The organism is Pseudorhodobacter sp. (assembly GCF_030452865.1).
Classification (GTDB): domain Bacteria; phylum Pseudomonadota; class Alphaproteobacteria; order Rhodobacterales; family Rhodobacteraceae; genus Pseudorhodobacter.
The window spans coordinates 1-4,211 of sequence record NZ_JAKDLJ010000322.1 but is presented as its reverse complement, the minus strand read 5'-3'; the positions used below and the strand labels follow the sequence as shown (position 1 = coordinate 4,211).

Genomic DNA, 4,211 nt, shown 5'->3' with positions numbered 1-4,211 from the left:
CCACCTCGGTCAGGGCGTGACTGGAGAGCAGAATCGCGGCACCGTCTGCCGCCAAGCGCCGCATCGGCACCTATTCCAAAGGCATGCGCCAGCGCGCCCTTTGGGCTTTGCCCGCGCAGACGCAGGTAGTGGCTGATTTGCTCCAACCCGGTCAGGGCAGGGTGGAAGGCGACGTTTTCCGGCAAATAGGCCACGGCGCCGCGCGCGCCGTTCGACCCCGGTGCTGCCCCATTGACCAGCACCTCACCGCGATCCGCCGCGATCAGGCCAAGGATGATCTTCATCAACGTTGATTTACCCGCGCCGTTATGACCCAGCAAAGCAATCCGTTCACCGGGGTTCACTTGCAAGCTGACATCGGACAAGGCGCAAAGCCCGCCGAATGTCTTAGTGAGATGCGAGATCGTCAATGTCGAAGTCATCGGTCGTTCCTTTGGCCTGTCTGGCGGCCGCTTGGGCCTCCATCACGGCGTATTCCGGGGGGACGGGAATGGAGGTCGCAGCCATCAAAGGCGCGGAATCCACCACCCCACCGGGTAGCGTTGCGGGAAAGCTGGATTGTGACCAGCGGATCAGTTGTACCACCGGTGCGCCGGTCAGCAGCGCGGCGGCAGATTGTGACCACAGGATATGGTCCATCAGATCATTGGGGCGAAAGGCGCTGTCGGCGATGCCATCGCCATTCAGATCAAAACCGGGATGGTCGGACCAATAGTTTCCTCGGCCCTCAAAGCTCCACTCCACATTGCGGGTGCCGACATATTTCACCTGATTGCGGTTTCTGATAAAGGCGTTCTCGGTCAGGATGTTACGTTCTGACCCTGCGGTAAAATGGATGCCGATATTGCAGCCCTCATAGCGGTTGCCATAGATCAGGTTCTTGTGGGCATTATAGATGAAGGTGCAGCGATCGGCGCCGCCGCGCACCAGATTTCCCGATATGTCGGAGTTGTTGGTGAAGTTCAGCAGGACGCCGTGGCTTTGGTCGCCAAGGCTCAGGTTGTCTTTCAGCACTACGCGGTCGGAAAACATGATCGCATAGCCAAGGTGGTTGCCGATGGACACGTTGCCCGACACTTCGGAATCATTGGTGTACATGTAATGCACGGCAAAGCGCAGATCGCGGAACAAGTTGCCGCGGTAGATGCCCTTGCGGGTGGTGTTGGAGAAAATCCCGTCACGGCCCCAGCGGACCGAGTTGCCCTCCACCACCGTTCCGGGGGAGTTCCAGATATAAATCCCGTTGCCGCGGTCGTTCATGCGTGGATTTTGCGTGCCTTCGATCACATTGCCGCGCACCACCGCGTCATGACCGCCATGCACATCAACGCCGTGTAGGTTGCCCAAGACATGGTTGCCCTCAACCAAGGCACGGTCGGCTTTTTTCAGGATTTTCACGCCGGCATCAAGGTCTTCGCTGCGCATGCCGGACCCGGTGATCGTCAGCCCTTTGATAGTGACATCGGGCGCGGCGATGGTCACAACCGTCCCATTGCCCAAACCATCAATCACCGCATCCTGTGGCCCGGTCAGCGTCAGCGGGCGGTCGATGACCAAAGCGCCTCCATAGCGCCCGGCCTCAAGGTGCAGCACATCGCCGGGGGTCGCCCCGGCGATAGCAGTTGCAAGTACCCCCTGACCCGGCGGCACGACGACATCCTTAGCCCACAGGGGCAAAGCGATGAAACTCGCAAGCAGGATCAGGGAAAGCCGCATGGCTCAGGCTTCCTTCGGTTCAACCAGCATCCGGCCGCGCATCTCCATATGGAGCGCGTGGCAGAACCACTGGCAATAGTACCAGTAAACCCCCGGTTGCGCCGCAACGAAGGTCACCGAAGAGGTGGCCTGCGGCGAGATTTCCATCGCGACGCCGTGGTTGCCCATGGTGAAGCCGTGGGTCAGGTCGTCGATGTCATCAAGGTTTGTCACGATGACCGTCACTTCATCGCCTTGCTTGACTGTGAAGCTCTCGATCGCGAAGTTCGGCGCCTGGCTTGACATATAAACCCGCACCTTGTTGCCATCGCGGATAACGGTGTCCTGATAATCATCAAGATCGACACCATCCACTTCGGCCTGCTTGCGGGTATCGGCCCACATGCGGTCATTGCGGTCCCATACCGACATCGGGCTGACCTTGGAGGGGTCAACGATGATGCTGTCATGCGGCTCCGCAAAGGTCGGGCCGTCATGGATCAGCGTCAGCTTGTCGCCTTCGATGGTGAAAAGCTGCTCATTCTCCGGTTTCAGCGGCCCGACGTTCAGGAAGCGGTCTTTGGAGAATTTGTTCATCGTAATGTAGTATTTCCCGCTCGCGTCCAGCGTTTCCCCCATCGCGGTGGAGTTGTGGCCGGGCTGGTAATGCACATCTGTCTTCGAACGGATCGGGTCAACCTTCTCACCGTTATGCGCCTTGATCGCGTCTTCGATGTTCCAGCGCACCACCTGGCTGTCCAGAAACAGCGTGGTCATGGCGTTGCCGGTGCCGTCAAAGCAGGTGTGCAACGGGCCAAGGCCCAGTTCGGGTTCTGCGACCACGACCGAACGCGGCTCTGCCTCATCGTTGAACACGGCTTCGAGTTTGCGCACGTCGATCACCGAAACCGTCGGCGACAGTTTGCCCGCGATGCAGAGGTGAATTTTGTCCGGTGCCATGTTGCAACCATGCGGATTGTTCGGGATCGGGATGTAGCGGGTGTACTTCTTGTTGTTGCCTTTGCGGCCATCAATCACCTTGACGCCGTTCAACTCGATGAAATCACCTTCGGCGATACCTTTCTCGATTTCAGCGATGTTATAGACGACCACATGGTCCATATCCGCCGCCGTCATCTCTGGCAGGGTCAGACCCATCTCAGAGTTGTAGGAGGTGGAGAACGCATATTTCCCTTCATAATCCGCATCGGTGTTGTCAAGGTTGCCCGACACCATCACCTGCCACGCTACCGTCATGTCATCGGCGTTCAGCGCGGTGTAGAAGTTCACATATTCATCCGTCTTGTCGAGATTGGTGCCGTCATTGACCATCGGCACCTCGTCTTCGCCGTTGCAGAAGACGTAGTTGGTGCGGGGGAAACGCTGCGGGCGCAGGCCGTGGATGCCTTTGGCGTTCGGGATTTCGGTGATCTTGTCACATTTCATCACGTCGCAGCGCACGCGGGCAACGCGGGTGTTGGCCTTGTCGTTCATGAACAGGAAGCGCCCGTCATAGGTGCCATCGGTGAAGGACATGTGGACGTGATGCAGGTCGCCGTTTTGCGGGTATTCATGCCCGTTGGCTGCAAGGTAAGCCTTGGTTTTCGGCAGCAGACCTTCGGTCAGGATTTTCTTGGATTCGTTGGTGATGCCCCAACCGGTGGCAGAACACCGGTTGAACACCGGAACCCGCATCAATTCGCGCATCGACGGAATACCAAGGATACGCATTTCACCGCATTGGCCCGAGGACCAGAAGCCGTAGTATTCATCCAGTTGCCCCGGTGCGACATCGGCCCCGGCGGCTTTGGCCGCGGAGGTGCCGGCGATGGTTGCAGCCCCGATGGCGCCGCCTGCCAGAATGGCACGGCCGCCAAGCCCGCCGGCAAGGGCAGCGCCCCCGGCCGTGGCCCCGAGGAGACCGCGGCGGGTCAATTTTGCTCTTAGATCTTCAGACATATTCTGTCCTTTCAGTTGGGAAGATTGATTAATTCGGAAGTGTGGCTTTGACTTGGTTCGGATGCCCCATGAAGCCACGGCCAAGGTCGGGCACAGCGCCCACCTTTTCGCGCCGCTTCAGCTTTTTGATAACGACGGGGCATTTTTCTTCGGACTGGTAAAGCACCTGGCAATGCAGGCAGTTCACACATTCATTCGGGTTGATCTCGCCCGTTGGGTGGATCGCCTGCACCGGGCATTCATGGGCGCAGGTCTGGCAGGGGTTGCCACATTCCTTGTAGCGTTTCAGCCAGTCGAACATCCGCATCCGTGCCGGGATCGCCAAGGCCGCACCCAAGGGACAAAGGTAGCGGCAATAGAACCGCTCCACGAACAGCCCGGCGATCAGCAGCGCGGCGACATAAGCGACAAACGGCCAGGCGCGCACGAATTTCAGGATGATCGCGGTTTTGAACGGCTCCACCTCGGCCAGATGTTCGGCTTGGTCGATGCTCATCAACGAGACGCCGAACAGGCCCAGAAAGATCATGTATTTCAACGGCCACAACCGTTCATGC

Annotated in this window: 3 protein-coding genes and 1 pseudogene; all 4 read right to left on the bottom strand. The window is 58.8% G+C overall.

What is annotated here, in order from left to right:
- Positions 1-422: pseudogene (locus L0H65_RS15465) on the bottom strand (ATP-binding cassette domain-containing protein); the annotation flags it as partial.
- Positions 388-1,716, bottom strand: a complete 1,329-nt coding sequence (locus tag L0H65_RS15460) for a nitrous oxide reductase family maturation protein NosD (RefSeq protein WP_301459946.1) — start codon at positions 1,714-1,716, stop codon at positions 388-390. The gene L0H65_RS15460 and the pseudogene L0H65_RS15465, both read right to left, overlap by 35 nt.
- 3 nt (positions 1,717-1,719) lie before the next feature.
- A complete protein-coding gene (gene nosZ, locus L0H65_RS15455) occupies positions 1,720-3,654 on the bottom strand; it encodes a TAT-dependent nitrous-oxide reductase (RefSeq protein WP_301459944.1) in 1,935 nt (644 codons plus the stop codon).
- A gap of 28 nt (positions 3,655-3,682) precedes the next feature.
- Positions 3,683-4,211 (bottom strand): 4Fe-4S binding protein (locus L0H65_RS15450; protein WP_301459942.1); only part of this gene is annotated, 529 nt, incomplete at its 5' end.

Excerpts from the sequence above, each read along its gene's own strand:
- L0H65_RS15460 (WP_301459946.1), bottom strand. The coding sequence starts at position 1,716 with ATGCGGCTTTCCCTGATCCTGCTTGCGAGTTTCATCGCTTTGCCCCTG.
- nosZ (WP_301459944.1), bottom strand. The coding sequence starts at position 3,654 with ATGTCTGAAGATCTAAGAGCAAAATTGACCCGCCGCGGTCTCCTCGGG.